This is a genomic window from Pseudomonas sp. NPDC089741 (assembly GCF_044748825.1).
Taxonomy (GTDB): Bacteria; Pseudomonadota; Gammaproteobacteria; order Pseudomonadales; family Pseudomonadaceae; genus Aquipseudomonas; species Aquipseudomonas helmanticensis.
Window position 1 is genome coordinate 291,034 of record NZ_JBIVGT010000001.1, and the last position, 18,011, is coordinate 309,044.

Annotated in this window: 13 protein-coding genes and 1 pseudogene; 7 read left to right on the forward strand and 7 right to left on the reverse strand. The window is 57.4% G+C overall.

Annotated features, from left to right (window positions below; translation table 11 throughout):
• Nucleotides 1-213 (reverse strand): annotated as a pseudogene (locus ACIPZE_RS01355) (MFS transporter); the annotation flags it as partial.
• 171 nt (nucleotides 214-384) lie between these two features.
• Here ACIPZE_RS01355 and ACIPZE_RS01360 point away from each other — a divergent pair.
• From ACIPZE_RS01360 to ACIPZE_RS01375, 4 genes are all read left to right on the forward strand, one after another.
• Complete coding sequence (locus tag ACIPZE_RS01360; RefSeq protein WP_400770693.1) at nucleotides 385-1,500, forward strand: sugar diacid recognition domain-containing protein; 1,116 nt, start codon at nucleotides 385-387, stop codon at nucleotides 1,498-1,500.
• 253 nt (nucleotides 1,501-1,753) lie between these two features.
• Nucleotides 1,754-2,893, forward strand: coding sequence for a glycerate kinase (locus tag ACIPZE_RS01365; protein ID WP_400770695.1), 1,140 nt, complete (start codon nucleotides 1,754-1,756; stop codon nucleotides 2,891-2,893).
• A gap of 294 nt (nucleotides 2,894-3,187) precedes the next feature.
• Nucleotides 3,188-4,813, forward strand: a complete 1,626-nt coding sequence (locus ACIPZE_RS01370) for a methyl-accepting chemotaxis protein (RefSeq protein ID WP_400770697.1) — start codon at nucleotides 3,188-3,190, stop codon at nucleotides 4,811-4,813.
• A 41-nt stretch (nucleotides 4,814-4,854) separates the two neighbouring features.
• Nucleotides 4,855-6,042, forward strand: a complete 1,188-nt coding sequence (locus tag ACIPZE_RS01375) for a pyridoxal phosphate-dependent aminotransferase (protein ID WP_400770699.1) — start codon at nucleotides 4,855-4,857, stop codon at nucleotides 6,040-6,042.
• Between the two features lie 142 nt (nucleotides 6,043-6,184).
• Here ACIPZE_RS01375 and ACIPZE_RS01380 read toward each other — a convergent pair whose 3' ends face one another.
• The 5 genes from ACIPZE_RS01380 to ACIPZE_RS01400 all read right to left on the reverse strand — a co-directional run bounded on the left by ACIPZE_RS01380 (nucleotide 6,185) and on the right by ACIPZE_RS01400 (nucleotide 11,508).
• Nucleotides 6,185-7,162, reverse strand: a complete 978-nt coding sequence (locus tag ACIPZE_RS01380; RefSeq protein ID WP_400770701.1) for a 2-hydroxyacid dehydrogenase — start codon at nucleotides 7,160-7,162, stop codon at nucleotides 6,185-6,187.
• Nucleotides 7,163-7,175: 13 nt separating this feature from the next.
• Nucleotides 7,176-8,474 carry an MFS transporter gene (locus ACIPZE_RS01385; protein WP_283436402.1) on the reverse strand — a complete coding sequence of 433 codons (1,299 nt, stop codon included), beginning with the start codon at nucleotides 8,472-8,474 and terminating at the stop codon, nucleotides 7,176-7,178.
• 80 nt (nucleotides 8,475-8,554) lie between these two features.
• On the reverse strand, nucleotides 8,555-9,553 hold the full coding sequence (locus tag ACIPZE_RS01390; protein WP_400770703.1) for a sugar kinase: 999 nt from the start codon (nucleotides 9,551-9,553) through the stop codon (nucleotides 8,555-8,557).
• Nucleotides 9,546-10,328, reverse strand: coding sequence for a sugar phosphate isomerase/epimerase family protein (locus ACIPZE_RS01395; RefSeq protein ID WP_400770705.1), 783 nt, complete (start codon nucleotides 10,326-10,328; stop codon nucleotides 9,546-9,548). Before ACIPZE_RS01395 ends, ACIPZE_RS01390 begins: the two co-directional genes overlap by 8 nt.
• Nucleotides 10,329-10,479: 151 nt before the next feature.
• On the reverse strand, nucleotides 10,480-11,508 hold the full coding sequence (locus ACIPZE_RS01400) for a LacI family DNA-binding transcriptional regulator (RefSeq protein WP_400770707.1): 1,029 nt from the start codon (nucleotides 11,506-11,508) through the stop codon (nucleotides 10,480-10,482).
• Nucleotides 11,509-11,709: 201 nt separating this feature from the next.
• Between ACIPZE_RS01400 and ACIPZE_RS01405 the strand changes: the two genes are divergently transcribed.
• The 3 genes from ACIPZE_RS01405 to ACIPZE_RS01415 all read left to right on the forward strand — a co-directional run bounded on the left by ACIPZE_RS01405 (nucleotide 11,710) and on the right by ACIPZE_RS01415 (nucleotide 17,379).
• Complete coding sequence (locus ACIPZE_RS01405) at nucleotides 11,710-12,528, forward strand: hypothetical protein (RefSeq protein WP_400770709.1); 819 nt, start codon at nucleotides 11,710-11,712, stop codon at nucleotides 12,526-12,528.
• 78 nt (nucleotides 12,529-12,606) lie between these two features.
• Entirely contained in the window at nucleotides 12,607-14,754 is a 2,148-nt protein-coding gene (locus ACIPZE_RS01410) for a hypothetical protein (protein WP_400770711.1), read from the forward strand.
• Nucleotides 14,755-14,970: 216 nt separating this feature from the next.
• Nucleotides 14,971-17,379, forward strand: coding sequence for an autotransporter outer membrane beta-barrel domain-containing protein (locus ACIPZE_RS01415; protein ID WP_400770713.1), 2,409 nt, complete (start codon nucleotides 14,971-14,973; stop codon nucleotides 17,377-17,379).
• Nucleotides 17,380-17,428: 49 nt separating this feature from the next.
• Here ACIPZE_RS01415 and ACIPZE_RS01420 read toward each other — a convergent pair whose 3' ends face one another.
• On the reverse strand, nucleotides 17,429-17,896 hold the full coding sequence (locus tag ACIPZE_RS01420; protein ID WP_400770715.1) for a hypothetical protein: 468 nt from the start codon (nucleotides 17,894-17,896) through the stop codon (nucleotides 17,429-17,431).
• Nucleotides 17,897-18,011: the final 115 nt, after the last annotated feature.

The following is an 18,011-nucleotide window of genomic DNA, read 5'->3' on the forward strand; positions in this document are numbered from 1 at the left end:
CACGCCCCCCAGCCCCGCCCCCAGGCCGTACCCGGTGGCGCTGACTTTCAGTGCGTCGAGCATCTGCAGTTTGGCGAATCCAACGTTGACCCGGTCGAGGTAGTTGAACAAGTAGCAGATGAAGATGAAGGGGATCAAACGCAGGGTGATGCGTTTGTAAACGGCATTTTTATCGTCTTCGATGGTCTGGGTAGCTGCGGCGCTCTGCGACATAGCGGCTCTCTCTTTATTATGATTTTTTGCGATCCACAGGTTAACGTTGATCGTCCCGAGAGTCTCGGCCACCTTTGGCCGGATTGTCTTTGTGCCTGAGCACAGGGTTTGCCGCCAGACCCTGTGCGGGTGAACAACCGCCCGCGCGTGTTTTCAAGGATTTTGCCCTCTATGTTTGAACTCGATCACGACCTCGCCCAGGACATCGTCGACCGCGCCATGGCCATTTTGCCCTACAACGTCAACGTCATGGACAGCCAGGGATTGATCCTCGGCAGCGGCGAACCGGAGCGCATCAACACCCGTCATGAGGGCGCGCAACTGGTGCTGGCCAACGGTCGGGTGGTGGAAATCGACGCACAGACGGCGGTGCATCTGAAAGGCGTGCAGCCGGGGATCAACCTGCCGCTGCTGCTCGATCAGCGGCTGATCGGTGTGCTCGGCATCACCGGTGAGCCTGAGCAATTGCGCACTTACGCCGAACTGGTGCGCATGACTGCCGAAATGCTCGTCGGCCAGCGCAATCAGCAGGCCGAGCAGCAGTGGCGGCGCCAGCGTTGTGATGATCTGCTGGCCTTGCTGTTGAGCGAGGCCGGGGATTCCCCACGTCTGGTCGACGAGGCGCAGCAGCTTGGGCTTAAACCGCAATTGACGCGGGTGCCGTATCTGTTCGAACTGGGCCTTGAACATGCGCCAGGGCAAACCGTCGAGGCACTGAGCGCCTGGCTGACGTCGCGCTACGCCGATAGCTGGTGCGTGAGTTCGGCGAAGTCGTCGCTGCTCTGGTGTCGGCCGGCGAGTCAGAGCGTCGAGCATGATCGCCTGTTGGAGAAACTCGATGGTCTGGGCTGGAAGATCCTGCGGATTGCCGTCGGCGGTCAGGCGGACGGGCTGATCGGGTTGCGCCGTTGTTATCGACGGGTCGGCGATCTGCTCGCCTATGGCCGTGAGGTGTTGCCGCACTCGCGGCTGCTGACGCTCAACCGATATCGCCTGCCGGTGATGTTGTGGCGCCATCGCAACGATGACGCACTGGATGAATTGCTCAAACCGTTGCGCAAAGTGATCGCCAAGGACGGCAACGGTCAGTTGCTGGCGACGTTGCGCAGTTGGTGCGAACACGACGGGCAGAGTCAGGCGTGCGCGGATGCGTTGGGGATCCATCGCAACAGCCTGCGTTATCGAATGGAGCGGATTGCCGAGTTGAGCGGGGTTGATCCGCTTCGGCTGGACGGGATGCTGGCGCTGTATCTTGGCGTGCAACTCCTGCCGCAGACTGAGCCCTGACCTCATCGCCCCTTTAGGAACTGCCGAGTGCAACGAGGCTGCGATCTTTTGATGTTGTTTTTCAAGATCAAGAGATCGCAGCCTCGTTGCACTCGGCAGCTCCTACAGATGGAGTGTGGAGTTGTAAGTGTGTTGTGGGTGCAATCGATTTTGTGGAAATGAACAATAAACGCCTGCGCCGCTTGTGCAACGGACCGGCGTCAATGCGCATGCCGACTGGCAGCATGAGGAGCATTGGAACTGGAGAATTCGCATGAAAATCGTCATCGCCCCCGATTCGTTCAAGGACAGCCTGAGTGCCCAAGGCGTTGCCGAAGCCATTGCCCTGGGCCTGGCGCAAGTCTGGCCGCAGGCCGCTCTGGTCAAATGCCCGATGGCCGATGGCGGCGAAGGCACGGTCGAGTCGATTCTTGCAGCCTGTGAAGGAGAGCTGCGCCGCACCCGTGTGCGTGGCCCGTTGGGTGCGCCGGTCGACGCTGCGTGGGGCTGGTTGCCGCACAACCACACCGCGATCATCGAAATGGCCGAGGCCAGCGGCTTGCAACTGGTGCCGCCGGGGCAACGCGATGCCTGTATCAGCAGCACGTTCGGCACTGGCGAATTGATCCGCGCCGCGCTCGATGCCGGCGCACAACGGGTGATTCTGGCGATTGGCGGCAGCGCGACCAACGACGGCGGCGCCGGCGCGATGCAGGCCTTGGGGCTGAAGTTGCTCGATGCGCAGAGTCAGCCGTTAGTACCGGGTGGCCTGGCTTTGGCGCAACTCGCGCGTCTGGACTTGAGCGAGCTTGACCCGCGTTTGGCGCAGGTGCGTTTTGACATTGCCGCCGATGTGAACAATCCGTTGTGTGGCCCGCACGGTGCCTCGGCGATTTTCGGCCCGCAGAAAGGCGCGTCGCCGACTCAGGTTCAGCAGCTGGATCAAGCCTTGGGGCATTTCGCCGAACGGTGCGCGCAGGCATTGCACAAAGACGTTCGCGACGAGCCGGGCAGTGGCGCGGCCGGTGGTTTGGGTTTCGCTGCGAAGGCGTTTCTCGCTGCGCAGTTTCAGGCCGGGGTTGAAGTGGTCGCCGAACTGGTCGGTCTCGCCGAAGCAGTCAAGGGCGCGGATCTGGTGATTACCGGCGAAGGGCGCTTCGATGCCCAGACCTTGCGTGGCAAAACCCCGTTTGGCGTGGCGCGGATTGCCAAGCAACATGGCGTGCCGGTGATCGTCATTGCCGGCACGCTGGGTGAGGGTTATCAGTCACTCTACGAGCATGGCATCGATGCCGCATTCGCCGTGACGAGCGGCCCGATGTCGCTGGAGCAGGCCTGCGCCGAAGCACCGCGGCTGCTGCGCGAACGTGCGACCGACATCGCCCGCGTCTGGCAACTCGCCGCCAGAGCATGACCCACCCCTGTAGGAGCTGCCGCAGGCTGCGATCTTTTGATCCTGTTTTTGTAAAGCAAGATCAAATGATCGCAGCCTTCGGCAGCTCCTACATGTGGGGTGAACACTGTTTCATTGTTGTAACAACTTGAAAAATAATTGCACTTGACCCGCAATCTTCCTAAAGCCTGGCCGATACAGCTAACAGGCGCGCACAAAACCTTCGCAAAACAGTGACGCCGGACTGAAGCCCAGCCCATGGGCCAGTGATCACGGCATGGACGCTCGTAGTTCTTATCATCCGAGAGTCCAACTATGTCCTTGCGTAACCTCAATATCGCGCCCCGTGCTTTCCTCGGTTTTGCCTTTATCGCCTTGCTGGTGATCGTGCTCGGCGTGTTCGCCGTCAATCGCATGTCGATCATTCGTCAGGCCTCCGTCGACATGGATTCGACGCAACTGCCCAGCGTGACCCAACTCAGCGTGGTGACGGAAAACGTCTTGCGTTTGCGCATCCTCTCGTTCCGCGTGCTGGTCAACCGTGAGCCGTCCGGTTTGCAGGAAGCGCAAACCCGCATCGCCGCCCTGGTCGACAAGGTCCGCAGCGCCCAGGCCAGTTATGCCGCATTGCCGGCCGGCGCTGAAGAGCGTGCTGTGTACCAGAGCTTCGCCACTACGCTGGACAACTACCTGCAAGCGCAGAACCAGATGATGGAGCTGTCGCGTCAGGACAAGCTCGATGACATGCGCACCCTGATCAACACGCGGATCAAGGACGGTACCGACCAGATGGGCGAACAGCTCAACAAACTGATCGCGATCAACGCCGCCGATGCCAAAGCTGCGTCGATTCAGGCTGGTGAACACTACGACAGCGCTATCACCGGCATCATCATTGTCGCCGTGATTGCCGCACTGGCCACCGTGCTGCTCGCCTGGTTGCTGACCCGCAGCATCGTCACGCCGCTCAACCGTGCAGTGGCTGCAGCACGGACGATTGCCGATGGCAACCTGAGCAAAGTCATCGAAGTCGACGGCAACGACGAGCCGGCCCGCCTGCTTGAAGCCTTGGTCGCGATGCAGACCAACCTGCGCAAAACCATTGAACAGATCGCCGGTTCCGCCACGCAACTCGGCGCTGCTGCCGAAGAGCTCAGCGCCGTGACCGAAGAGGCTTCCCGTGGCCTGCAACAGCAAAACAACGAGATTGAACAAGCCGCGACAGCAGTCAACGAAATGACCGCCGCTGTCGAAGAAGTCGCACGCAATGCCGTGTCCACTTCCGAAGCGTCGAACCAGTCGACCCAGGCCGCGCGTTTAGGTCGCGATCAAGTGGTGAAAACCGTTGACGCGATCCAGACCATGACCCACGACGTGCAGAACACCGCGCACATGATCGAAGGTCTGGCTGCCCAAGGGCGTGACATCGGCAAAGTGCTCGACGTGATCCGCGCCATCGCCGAACAGACCAACCTGCTCGCACTCAACGCCGCCATCGAAGCCGCACGAGCCGGTGAAGCCGGTCGTGGTTTTGCCGTGGTCGCCGACGAAGTGCGCGCGCTGGCCCATCGCACCGCGCAGTCGACCCAGGAAATCGAAAAAATGGTCGCCGGCATTCAAAACGGCACCGGTGAAGCCGTTTCGTCGATGCAGCAGAGCAACCAGCGCACCCAGTCCACCCTGGAAATGGCCCGCGCGGCTGGCGTCGCGCTGGAGCAGATTACCCAGTCGATCCATCAGATCAACGAGCGCAATCTGGTCATCGCCAGTGCTTCCGAAGAGCAGGCGCAAGTGTCGCGTGAGGTTGACCGCAACCTGGTCAATATTCGCGATCTGGCCACGCAATCGGCTGCCGGGGCCAACCAGACCAGCGCCGCCACCCATGAACTGTCGCGTCTGGCGGTAGATTTGAATGCCATGGTGGCGCGTTTTGTGATTTGAGATAGGGTGAAGGCTGGAGACCGCGCAATCAGGAGACGTGCATGCGCTATTCAGCCTTGACCCAACGAATCGCCGGGGACGGAGCCGCAGCCTGGCAGATTCATGACCGAGCGCTGGAGTTGCGCGCCGAGGGTGTCGATATCCTGCTGCTGAGCGTGGGCGATCCGGATTTCGATACGCCGCTGCCGATTGTTCATGGCGCCATCGACAGCCTGTTGGCTGGCGATACGCATTACTCCGAAGTGCGCGGTCGCGCGGCGCTGCGCAAGCTGATTGCCGAACGGCATCGGCGCCACAGTGGCCATGCGGTCGATGCCGAGCATGTGATCGTTATGCCCGGCGCGCAATGCGCGGTGTATTCGGTGGCGCAATGCCTGCTCGATCCGGGCGATGAAGTGATCGTCGCCGAGCCGATGTATGTCACCTACGAAGGGGTGTTTGGCGCTTGCGGCGCGACGGTGGTGCCAGTGCCGGTGCGGCCGGAAAACGGTTTTCGCGTCGATCCCGCCGACGTCGCCGCGCGGATCACTGCGAAGACCCGCGCCATGCTCCTCAACAGTCCGAACAATCCTTGTGGCGCCAGCCTGTCGTTGTTGATCTGGCAGGAACTGGCGGCGCTGTGCGTGCGGCATGATCTGTGGCTGATCAGCGACGAGGTCTACAGCGAACTCCTCTATGAAGGCCAGCACATCAGCCCGGCGAGTCTGCCGGGCATGGCCGAGCGCACGGCGACGATCAACAGCCTGTCGAAATCCCACGCCATGACCGGCTGGCGCATCGGCTGGATGATCGGCCCCAAGCCGTTAGCGGAACACTTGGTCAATCTGTCGTTGAGCATGTTGTTCGGGTTGCCGGACTTCGTGCAGAAAGCCGCCGAGGTCGCTCTGGCCTCGGATCTGCCGGAAGTCACGCAGATGCGCGAGGAGTACCGTTTGCGTCGGGATCTGGTGTGCGAACGTTTGCGCGGGTGCCCGGGGCTGTACCCGATCCGCCCGGATGGCGGCATGTTTGTCATGGTCGATGTGCGCGAGACCGGGCTGGGTGCGCAGGCGTTTGCCGAGCAGTTGCTGGAAGGTTACGGGGTTTCGGTCCTCGCCGGTGAGGCGTTCGGGCCGAGTGCGGCGGGGCATATTCGTATCGGCCTGGTGGTGGACCGGGTGAAACTGGCGGATGCCTGTGCGCGGATTGCGCTGTGTGCGGAGCAGCTTCTGCAGATGCGCAGTGCCTGATGGTTTTGCAGCGCCTTTGCTGGCCTCATCGCGAGCAGGCTCACTCCTACAATGATTTGAGGTGAACACAAATTCAGTGTTCACCCTGACCCTTGTAGGAGTGAGCCTGCTCGCGATAGCGATTTAACAGGCAATAAAAATATCAGCGCTGCCAGGCCGCTGGATTCACCAGATTCGCCGGCTTTTCGCCATTCAAGGCCGCGAGCAGATTCTCCACCGCACAGCGCGCCATCGCCTCCCGCGTCTCGTGCGTCGCCGAACCCATGTGCGGCGTTGCCACAACATTATCGAGCTGCAACAACAACGAGTCATGATTCAGCGGCTCACGCTCGAACACATCCAGCCCGGCCGCGCGAATCCGTTTGTTGCGCAACGCATCGATCATCGCCAATTCATCGACCACCTTGCCCCGCGAGATATTGATGAAGATGCTTTCCGGGCGCATCAATGCAAATTGCTCGGCACCGATCAAGCCTTCGGTCTGCGCCGTCAGCGGCAAGGTCAGGCAGATGAAGTCGGCCTGCGAGAGCAAGTCTTCAAGACTGCGATATTGCGCAGCGAATCGCGCCTCGACCGCGGGTTTGCGCGACTGGCTGTGATAGAGCACCGGCATGCCGAAACCGAAATGCCCACGCTGCGCCAGTGCTTCACCGATCCGGCCCATGCCGATGATCCCCAGGGTCTTGCCGTGCACATCGGTGCCGAAATGTGCCGGGCCGATGTTGCGGTTCCATTGACCGCTGCGCACCATGTTCGCCAGTTCCACGACACGGCGCGCAGTCGCGAGAATCAGCGCGAAACCGGTGTCGGCAGTGGTCTCGGTGAGCACGTCCGGGGTGTTGGTGAGGACGATTTGGCGCCGGCTCAGATAGTCGATATCGTAGTTATCGACGCCCACCGACACACTGGCAATCGCCTGCAGTTGCGGGGCGAGATCCAGCAACGCGGCATCGAGTTTCAGACTGGCGCCGAGCAAACCGTGGGCGCGGGGCAGGGCGTCACGCAATTGCATCAGGCCGTCGGCGTCGAGGCGTTCGATCAGCGTCACCTCGCACTGGTCTTGCAGACGCGCCATCAACGCTGGCGAGAGTTTCTTGTACAACACGACGTGTTTTTTCATGGCAAAAGTCTCTTCAGGAGTGCGCCGGCACGACACGCGTGGCAGCGGCTTTGGCCACGACGCGATCACTGGCGCCGGGCTTGAGGAAAATCGTCAGCACCACCGAGAGCAGCAGTGCGCCGCTCATCAGCAGATACGAAGCGCCGGGCGAACCGGTGGAGCTGTTCAGATAACCGACCAGATACGAGCCGCCGAACGAACCGAGCGCGCCCATGCTGTTGATCAACGCCATGGCGCCGCCAGCGACGTTCGCCGGGAGGATCTCCGGGACGATCGCAAAGAACGGCCCGTACGGTGCGTACATGCAGGCGCCGGCAATCACCAGCAGCGTGTATGACCACCAGAAATGTTCTGCACCCAAGGCGTAAGAGCCGTAGAACGCAATGGAGGCGATCAACAGTGGCGGCCAGACGAAGCGTTTGCGTTTTTGCAGTTTGTCCGAGCCCCACGACACGCCGAGCATGCCGATCACCGCCGCCAGATACGGCAACGCCGACAGCCAGCCGGCTTCGATCATGTCCATTTGCGCGCCGGCCTTGAGAATCGACGGCAGCCACAAGACAAAGCCATAGACGCCGATGCTCCAGCAGAAAAACTGCAGCGCAAGAATGATCACCTTCGGCGACCGGAATGCCTCGGCGTAGTTCTTCACGGCTTTGATCCCGACCTGCTCGGCAGCCAGGGCACTTTCCAGATCGTGCTTTTCCTCATCGCTCAGCCACTTCGCCTGAGCTGGACGATCATCGGCCAGACGCCACCAGATGAACGCCCAGATCACCGCCGGCAAACCTTCGATGATGAACATCCAGCGCCAGCTGAAATGCTGCACCAGATACCCCGAGACCACCGACATCCACAGCATCGTTACCGGGTTGCCGAGGATCAGAAAGGTATTGGCCCGCGAGCGTTCGGCACGGGTAAACCAGTGGCACAGATACACCAGCATCGCTGGCATCACCGCCGCTTCGACCACGCCGAGCATGAAGCGAATGACGATCAGCCAATAGGCGTTGGAGACCACGCCGGTTAACGTCGCGAGCCCGCCCCAGAGGATCAGGCTGACGAAAATCAGCTTTTTCACGCTGTGCTTTTGCGCGTAGATCGCGCCGGGTACCTGGAAGAAAAAGTAACCGAGAAAGAACAGCGCACCGAGCAGGGACGACAGCCCCGGCGTGATCATCAGGTCGGCAGCCATGCCCGATGCGGCGGCGAAGCCGTAGTTGGCGCGATCGAGATACGCCAGGCTGTAGGTGATGAACACGATCGGCATGATGTACCACCAGCGACGGCTGGCGAGGGTTGCGGTTTTCATGGTCTTGCTCCTGAGCTTGTTGTTTTTGTCGCAGCAGGTTCAAACAACTTCTCGTTCCCACGCTCTGCGTGGGGACGCCTCTAAGGACGCTCCGCGTCCTCTGTGACGCGGAGCGTCACGGTATGCATTCCCACGCTGGAGCGTGGGAACGATCGATCAAGTTCAGCCCGGGTCGGCAAACCCTCCATATCCCCGCGACTCTGCACCGCCCGACTGCCAATCCAGTTCGCGCGCTGCACCGCCTCGGCAAAACTCAGATGCTCAAGCAGGGCACTGATCATCCCCACCGCAAAGCCGTCACCGGCACCGACCGTATCGACAACGTTGGCCACCGGCACGCCGGCGACAAAGCCTTGATCCAGATGCGTGCGGTAATAAGCGCCTTGCGGCCCAAGCTTGATCGCCACCGCTTCGGCGCCTTGGTCGAGATAAAACGCGGCGATGTCCGCCGGATCCTCGAAACCGGTGAGAAGACGGCCTTCGCTCAACCCCGGCAGGACCCAATGGGCGAGGGCGGCGAGACGGTTGATTTCAGTGATCATCTCGCGCTCGCTGGCCCACAGGCTCGGGCGCAAGTTGGGATCGAACGACACGCTGCGCCCGGCATCACGCATGCGCGTCATCAGCTCGAACGACATCTCCCGCGCCGAGGCCGAGAGCGCCGGAGGAATACCCGTGGCGTGCAGATGGCGAGCGCTCAGCAGGCTTGCGCTGATTGATTGCGGCGACAGATGACTGGCCGCTGAACCGCGCCGGAAATACTCGACCTGCGGGTCGCTGCCATCGTCATTGCGCGATTTGAACTGGAACCCGGTCGGATGTTGTTTATCAACATCGACATGGCGGCAATCCAGACCTTCTTTGATCAACGTCTCGACCACAAAGCGACCCAGTGAATCGTTGCCGACCCGGCTCAACCACGCGACGTTGAAACCCAAACGCGAAAGGCCGATCGCGACATTGCTGTCCGCCCCGGCAATACGTTTGTGGAATTGCTCGACGCGGGCCAGGTCACCGGTCTGCTCGGCCACCAGCATCGCCATGGTTTCGCCGAACGAGAGAATATCGATCTCAGACATGAACAGGCTCCAGACGCGATTGACCCAGGCGGGCGAGGGCGGCGACGTGTTCGCGCGTCAGTTGCAGCAGATCATCGCCCTGCAACGGATATTCCGCCGCGCGCATAACGCCTTGGGCCATGTGCCGCAACAGTTGTTCCCACAGATGCAGGTCACTCACCGCAGGCGGCACCGCGACCAGTTTGCCGTCCTCGCGGCGCGCCACGGCTTTGCAATGCACGTAGCCAACATGTCGACCGAGCAGGCGTGCGGCGCTGGCGGCGGACTGGTCCTGCCACTGCCAGTTACCAATGTCGAAGGTCATTTTGATCGGCAGGTTGTGCTGCTCGACCGCAGCGAAAAAGCGCTGAAACGGTTCGATGCGTCCGCCGTGCAGGGTCTGGTCGTTTTCCACCAGCAACTGTACCGGGCTGAGCTTCAAGCGTTCGGCCAGGGCTTGCAGATCGTTGGTGTCGGTGAAGTAGCCGAGGGAGACTTTCAGCCATTTCGAACCAAATGCTTCGGCCTGTTGCAGGGCAGTGATCAACTCGGGATTGGGCCGCGCCTGACCTGCAAGCCACAGTTCGGTCGGTGACGAATAGATGCTTTGCAAGCCGTGGGATTGGCTGGCCTCAGCCAGTTGCGCAGGGTCTTCGCGCGTCAGCAGTTCTTCGCGCCATTCGATGCGACTCGCCCCGGCGCTCGCCAGGATTTCGATGAAAGAGCCTTGGCCGCGCTGGCGCACCAGGTCGGCGCCGTAGCTGGACAGGCTGATGGAAACGGCGGGTTTATTCATTGTTATTGACCTCTGAAACCGGTTTCATTTTTGTTCAAAAAAATATCAGGTGTTTATGTGTTGTCCTTTAGGGCGCTATCGCGAGCAGGCTCACTCCTACAGGGGAACGCATTCCAAATGTAGGAGCGAGCCTGCTCGCGATAGCGTCAGCTCAAACACCACAAATCCCAACAGTAGACCCACGCTCAATCAGCACCGGCGCGAAATCCACCACCTGCGCCACCTCATTATTTCCACGCAAACGCCTGAGCAAACACTCAAACGCCCGCGCGCCAATCTCTTGCGTCGGTTGGGCCAGCGCGGTAATCCCGCTGCCCACCAACGGATACCAATCCAGATCATCCAGGGCAATCAGCCCGACATCCTCGAATAACCGGCAGCCGATCTCGCGCAACGCCAGAGTGCAAGCCAGCGCCGCCACGCCATTGGCGCAGAACAGGGCTTTCGGGCCCGAATCAGGTGTGTTCAAAAAAGTTTGAAGATCGTTCGCAAGGCTTGGGCCGGTTTCCAGCACCGCGCCATGCATGTCTTTGCGCAGGCCAATCTGCTGCTGAAAACTGCTGACCCGCTCGATCCGAGAGCTGGTACCGTCGTACGGTTCAGTTACCAGCAGCACATCGCGATAGCCGCGCTGCTGAAGATGTTCGAGCGCCATCTCGATGGCCTGCGGGTTGTTCAGCCCGACCATGTCGCTGTCGAGCCCGCCCACTTTGCGATCCACCAGCACCAGCGGCATTTCCCGCTTCAACTCGTCCAGCTCATCCCGGTGATGGCCCAGGGTGTTCACGATCAGCCCTTCGATGTTGTACGAGCGCAGCAGCGCCAGGTGCTGGCGCTCCTGCTCGTCATCGCGGTCGGTGTTGCACACCACCAGGCTGTAACCGTGCGCACGGCAGGCGGTTTCCACTCCGTGCATCACGGCAATCGAATAAGGGTTGCGGATATCGGCCACCAGCATGCCGATCAGGCGCGTGCGGCCGCGCTTCAGGCCGCGGGCCATCTGATTGGGACGGTAGCCAAGTTCGGCAATCGCCTGCTCTATGCGCCGGGCAATGGCATCGGAAAGCAGGGAGCGGTCATCGCCGATGAAGCGCGAGACGCTGGCCTTGGACACGCCGGCGTGTTCAGCGACGTCGAGCATGGTCACGCGGCTGCGCTGGGCGGCGGAAAAATCGTTCACGGTTGGGTCTTCTTATTGTCTGAAACCGGTTCCAGGAAACAGGATAATGACCACTCCCGTCAAGTTGAAAAACTTCTGGACAATGAGTAAATCCGACCGACGGTAGCGATACCTGTCAGATCTGACAGTGGGCGATATTCCTGTATGAGCGCTTAATAAACTTCTCGTTAAGTTGTATTTCCGTTGTAGAGGCGGCCCTCAATGTCCGAAAAAAAACCACCGGGTGATGGAAAAACTGTCGTCAGTCCTGCCCCAGCGGACCCCATCTCGACACTGGACTATGCACCTCCCGGTGTCGTGGAAGTTGATGCGAACTGGGTCATCCTCGATGTTGCCCATCAAAATGGATTGACTGTAATTGTTCCACGATGGGATTCACCTTCCCCGGACGGATTGCCGAATGAACTATATCTGTATTTGAATGGCACGGAGGTTTTTCACGATACTTATATCAGTCCTCTGACTCAGCTAGAGTTCCGTCCGATCATTGATCCAAAGTACTTCTCGATCGATGGAACGTATCGACTAACGTATGAAACTGTTACCACCGGTAATCACGCCTATTCCGATCCGCGGGATCTTACTGTCAGGCGTTTGCCCGTGGTCTTGCTGCCTGAGCCCGTTTATCCGGCCGCTACACTGTGGGGGTATCTGAACTGTTTTACCCAGCCCCCAATTTGGGTGGTCGTGATCGTGCGCGTTCCGTTACCTACAAAAACAACCTGGCAGGTAGATGATGAACTGCATCTTTTTTGGGCAGGATATGAAACGCTGAATGGATCCGGTACTGCGCTTTTCTCGCATACGGTGATTAAAACACTGACAGCGCAGGATGTGATTGGTGATTATGAGTTTCGAATAACTGATTTCAAGAACTTTATAGAGCCGCTGGAAAAGGACGCCTCAGTCCGCGCGGTATATTCGATTTACCGCAAAGGTGTACTTGTTGCTGAGTCCAGTGCGGGACTAGTGAAGATTGATCGTGCCATCCCCGGGGAAAGTCATTTCTGTGGACCATGATCAATGGTGTGTGTGTTCGATGTTGGTTAATGAAATATGTTAGTGCGGGTATCACTACTTGACGAAAGGAACTGTCACATGACAATCGATATGAAATTGAATGCGGTTCAACAGGCTGCCGAAAACTCCCGAGTAGCACTCAGGCAAAAAAGTCTGAGTGCAGGCGGAGTACTGGCGGATTCACCGAAGCCCGTGATCGTCGGTGTGCCGAATGGGGGCACGGTTCCGGTCGCGTTGTTAAAAAGTACCGCAGCGCAAGCGGGAACCACGACAGCCGCTCGTCAGCCGGATCTGCCTGTAACATTGAGGGTTTCCGGCTGGGAGTTTCCGAATGACCGGGATATGGTGGTGATCGAGGGCTATCCATTTAAGCAAGGTGTGGATGATCCCGACAAGCCGGAGGATTGGGTTTGGGAAGTACTCCATACTGAACCGGCGCCTCCCGTTGCGGGCCGCCCGACCGAGTGGAACGTCACGATACCTGCAGGCAAATTGACGGACCTTCCAGCGACGGGATCAGTTTCGCCCACGCACTGGAAAATCCAGAGCTCCGGAGCCTTGGATGGCAACCCGCAATACTCTGAAATCGCGGATTATTTCGTCGATATTTTTGCTCCCTTTCACAACAAGGGCGATGTACGACTCGCCCCTCCAACTCGTCTCGACTTTCCGTTACCCCTCGGCGCCAAAATTGATACCGCTTATCTGGGAACCATCGCAACCACCGGGATGGAATTCACGCTCCCGGTCACTGACGCCAAGTGGGTCTACAAGGCGACGGATAAGGCCTTCATTTATCTGAGTTCGAACTTGCGGCCGTCACGCCAGCTTGTACCCACGCTGATTGTTGACCCGGTGCCTGCGGACGGAAAAGTCTCAATACCTGCTTCAGAGATCGGCAAACTGCAAAACGGAACCTGTTGGCTGATCATGGCCTATGAGGATGAAACCGGTAACCGCAGCCTCGATATGCTCGCCAACAGCCGAATCGTCGAGTTTGTGCCCCTGCCTGTGCCGGCGCCTCCTGTGGTTGATGCCGCTAGCCAGGCCGGAGATAACACGATCGATATCAAGGATGCCGAGGATGCCGAGCCAACCGGTATCACCGTCAGGGTCTTTCGACCGCTCAATACTCAAGATACGGATCAGGCTACGGTCTTCGTAGAAGGCTATGAAACTCTTGAGCTTGTTCCGCCGGTGGACGCATTTGGAACCAACAATGAGTTGGTGTTCAGAATGAAGTACACAGATCTCAAATTGATCTATGCCACTGAAACGGGCGGAGACCCGGATGCCCGGGAAATTCCTCTGAGTTTCAAATGGACCTGGGTACGAGGTATCCAGACCAAAGACTCCCCGCCCGCTACGCCGGATCTGGATTTGTCCTATCCAGGTGAGAATCCGGATGAACCCAGCTTGATCAACCGCAATTTCGCCAAGGTACAACTGCGTGGTGTCGACAATGTACTCAATATCCTTGGGCCTGGTGACCTGGTTACAGATCCGAAGGCCATCATCCCCATGCCGACCGGCAGCGCCAAATTACCTGCCAACGTTGTTTGTACCTGGTATTACAACGGGAAGCCGATCGCCGAATTTTCACCTGATGGATTGACTCAATTTGAAGGTGAGCTACCAGCTGCAGAGGTCGTCATCGGTGGTCCGGGGGAAAAGCTTACTTACTGGAGTTGTTCGTTTATCGGTGGCATCAATCCGCAACGCTCACTCGATGAAACGGTGACCGTGACAACGGTCAGGAAAACCGTACCCATTCCTGCGATTGATAGATTGTATCTCACCACAACGATCAACTGCCCGACCGTTGGATTTGTCAGGGGAAACAAACCTCCACTCCCTTCTCTCACATTCACGACAGCAGCAGACCCGGTTCTGGCAGGCTTGAGAAGCATCACTGCGCATTGGGTCGGAACAACTAACGCTGACGGGACGGGGCCCATCTCCGGCACGGACCAGGATGTTGACATTCCAGTGACGGGTAATGAAACCACGACGGGGATCGTTGGGTCGATTGCGGAGTATCTGACTAAAATCGTGCCTATCCAGACACGGCCGGAGCCTTTCCCTGCGCCCCCTCCACCCATTACTTATGCATCACTCAAGTATTCGGTGGAATGGACAGACGGTACTAAAGCCACTTCGGACGCCACCGTGAAAATGGTTTCAATTGTTAACGGCAATCGTGAGTTCTGTCACGAGGTGAGGTGACGCGTACGGAGTTCCATGAATGACAAGGAGGCATGAAAGTGCCTCCTTGCGTTATCTGTTACCGGATAGATCCGGACTTACCCTCCATGACTTGAGGATTAATCCTACATAAATGTAGGCGACTGGTCTGTAGTCTGGCGTGCGCTTTCGGGTCGGACTGCTCTGATGAGTGAGTCATCCTGGTCAACATTATGATACCTCCGAGTGGTTATTCTTATGGCTTCGCACATTGGTTCGACAGACGTACCTGTTTCTTGCAAAGATAAGTTGTGCTTTGTTGCATTTTCCCTTCTGGTTACATCTTTTGCCGAGGCTCGCCCCATTATTGTTGACGAGACTATCAACAACGGAGCGCTTGTTGAGGATTTCATTGTTGGTCAAGGTGCGACGTTAACGGTTAATGACGCCACCACTCTTAATATTTCTACGAATGCGGCAAAGTTGGTGGTCAATACTGGCACGTTGCAGGATATCAGAGCTAATAACGGTTCCACTGTCACGCTTGACAAAGCGACCGTCATTGCTCGAGCAAATCAGCCAGGGGTCACAATCACCAACTCGATGGCAACGATCAACAACAGCACCATCACAAGTGATGGTACTGGGCTACAAGTTGCTCGCGTGCCCAGTTCTCCGCTTACGACGGTGGTCTCGTTGTCCGGTAGCACTGTAATGGGGGGGGCAAGTGGAGCCGTGGTCAGCGCACAAACTACACTCAATATGAGTAACTCAGACCTGCTGTCTCAGAACTCTACGGGCTACGGATTGCGTCTCGCGAGTGGAGATGTCTTCGCTAGAGGGGGGCGAATGGAAGGCGGGCTTAACGGCATACTTCTGAGTGGCGATAACTTTATCAGTCGGGCCAATACACTTGTACTGGATGGCACTAAGGTAATAGGGGGAAGTGGCGCGGCTATCTCCGTGGACCCCAGCGGACGCCCAATTGCGACCAATATCCATATACTCAATGGCGCGAGTTTGACCGGCGGTAATGGCAATTTTCTGGAAGTCGGTAACAGAGGAACAGTAAATCTTATTGCTGACAATGCCGTTCTGAAAGGCGATGTGGTCGTGACAGGCGGAGCAACTACCAATATTTCTTTGCAAAACGCAAGTTCGTTGACCGGCAATCTGAATAACGTAGCAGTGATCAGCTTGAATAATCAAAGCTCTCTCAAAGGGAATGTGGGCGGCGGCGTGGCCGGCGGTTCCTCAGTGTTGATCGATAATGGCTCTACAATAGACGGGAATATTGTTGATTCTTCGCGTGTAGATATCAGCAATGGCTCTCGGTGGACCATGGCAAATAATAACCAGCTCAATAGGTTGCACCTCAATGGCGGTAATGTTGTTCTGGGGAGTGGTGGCGATTTCAAAAAACTGGATATTGTCAACCTGTCTGGTAATGGTCTGTTTGATATAAGAGCCAATTTTGCTGCTGACAAGAGCGACGTCTTCAATGTGACCGGTACGGCGACAGGTAATCATCAACTGCGGGTAGCCGCGAGCGGAACTGAATTTGCAACAGGCAACGCGATAAAAGTCGGTAGCGTTAACACGGGAGACGCCGCATTCAGCCTGTATAACGGGCGACCGGTAGATGCAGGCGCTTTCACCTACAAACTATTGAGCGAAAATGGCGGGGTGTACCTGGCGCCAGACAAGGAAGTCGTCAGTACCGGTACCAATGCAGCTCTGGCGATTGCCGGCACCGCGCCGACTATCCTGTACTCGGAAATGACCACGTTGAATAGTCGTCTTGGTGACCGACGGTTGAGTGGTAGCGAGCCCAATACCTTGACGCGGGCCACTGGCGAATCCCCCTCCGGTGTATGGATCCGCAGCTATGAGAACCAGTACAACGTGGCTAACGCCTATGGTGACGGTTTCTCACAAAAACAGCGTGGGATATCAGTGGGAGCCGACACGCCATTTCCGTTTGGTGATGGACAGTGGCTTATAGGTGGATTCGGCGGCTACAGCAAGACTGATATGGATCTGAAGTGGGGGAGCACTGCTGCAATCGACAGTTACTATGCTGGTGGTTATTTGACTTGGTACGATCGTCAAAGTGGTTATTACGTCGACACGGTGAGCAAGATCAACCAGTTTGATAACAGTGCCAAAATCACCCTGAGCGACGGAACTCGCACCCAGGGACACTATAAAAACCTTGCTGTAAGCGGCTCTGTTGAAGTGGGTAAATATGTTGCGTTTGATAACGGAATTTTTATCGAACCTTTTACCCAGATTGCCGCTGCCGTTGCGCAGGGCAAGGACTACACGCTCGATAATGGCATGCGAGTTAGCAATGACCACGCACGCTCACTCGTAGGTAAGGTAGGGACATCGGTCGGGAGTCAAATTCGTCTGGATCGCGGCGGAGAACTGCAGCCTCGGCTAAAGGTAGCACTGGCGCATGAGTTTATAAAAAATAACGAGGTCAGTGTAAATGGCGCCGACTTTACTAATGATCTTTCGTCCACCAGCGTGGAGTTGGGCGCGGGCATTAACTGGGTGCCAGCGCGGAAAAGCTGGCAGGTATACTCCGAAGTCAGTACCAGCAAGGGGAAGACGGTCAACCAGGAATGGGGCGCAGGTGTAGGGTTGAGTTACAATTTCTAGAATAAAAAAAGGAAGCGATTGCTTCCTTTTTTGTTTTCAATGAAACGGGTCAAATGACTGATGTACTGTAAGCCAGATCCCCGGAGATCATGAATGACTGTCCATCCGTATCACTTACTGTGACGTCCAACTTGCCTGTTATGGTGCTCAGTTCATCTCTTTTATAGCCGAGCGTCAATATCACCGTGCCTTTCGTCGCGGTATGAATATACGGCTCTGGGTCGGAGGTGTCGGTATAGTCCATGTACAGTCCCTTCGGCTCGTCCGGAATAAAAAACTGGCCCGATTTTGATTCTTCTGGAAGGGCAAGGGTAATGGTTTTCTTGTCGACTCGATTCTCATCTACTTTTACGGTGTATTCGGCAGAAAACACCCAATAGTTTCCGCCCAGGTCCGGTAGATCTTTAAGCTCAAGAGTGAAATATTTCGCGTTGAAATCTTCCGTGTCTCCATTGCGAAGTACTTTTGCAGTGAATGAGTTGACGAGTCTGATTTGTGGTTTGACTAGCGCATTCATGAATGTTTCTCCAGAGTTAAGGGGGAGCTAATCCATAAGCCGGATCCAGCTTAAAGCATGGATGAACTATATAAGCGCGAGTGCTTTACTTTGTATACTGTCAGAGTTGACAGGT